Raw genomic sequence first — 434 nt, 5'->3', positions numbered from 1 at the left:
GGAGAGGGTCGGGGTGAGGCTGTTATTTATTCAAATTAATTTTTTAATGAACATGAAAAAGAAGAATCTTTTGAGCTTATTTGCAGTGGCCATCGCCCTGACCTTTGGCACTTCAAGTTGTAGCAATGACAATGACGCATCCTTCCCCGTAGAAGGTGAAAAAGCGATGTTAAGCATCCAGCTGGATGCGCCCACCCTCTCGCGTGCCTCAGGCACCGTACCCACCGATGCAGTGGGCGACTATACGGTATTTATTACCGATAAGAGTACCGGCGACATCAACACAGCATGGACCAAATACAACAGCACCGGAACAGCGCTGACCGGCGATAAGGCCCTGGGTGTAACCGCATGATGGGATCATTCGACCGGAGTTCCAAACCTGGCGAACTCGACCTGAGTACGATTGCCGGTACCCGCATGATGTGTCCCGA

At 50.9% G+C, this 434-nt stretch carries 1 protein-coding gene and 1 pseudogene; both read left to right on the top strand.

Annotated features, from left to right (window positions below; genetic code table 11):
• The first annotated feature begins 52 nt into the window (after window positions 1-52).
• The gene (locus D0T87_RS23690) at window positions 53-355 is read left to right on the top strand and encodes a hypothetical protein (protein WP_163178637.1); all 303 of its coding nucleotides are present in this window, start codon (window positions 53-55) and stop codon (window positions 353-355) included.
• A pseudogene (locus D0T87_RS23685) lies at window positions 340-434 on the top strand (META domain-containing protein); the annotation flags it as partial. The gene D0T87_RS23690 and the pseudogene D0T87_RS23685, both read left to right, overlap by 16 nt.

Origin of the sequence: Bacteroides sp. 51, assembly GCF_010500965.1 — a bacterium.
Lineage (GTDB): Bacteria > Bacteroidota > Bacteroidia > Bacteroidales > Bacteroidaceae > Bacteroides.
Note: the sequence above shows the minus strand (reverse complement) of the source record. Positions and strands in the feature narration are given on the sequence as shown.

What these genes read in the sequence shown, in the direction of transcription:
- D0T87_RS23690 (WP_163178637.1), top strand. Translation starts at nt 53, where the DNA reads ATGAAAAAGAAGAATCTTTTGAGCTTATTTGCAGTGGCCATCGCCCTG.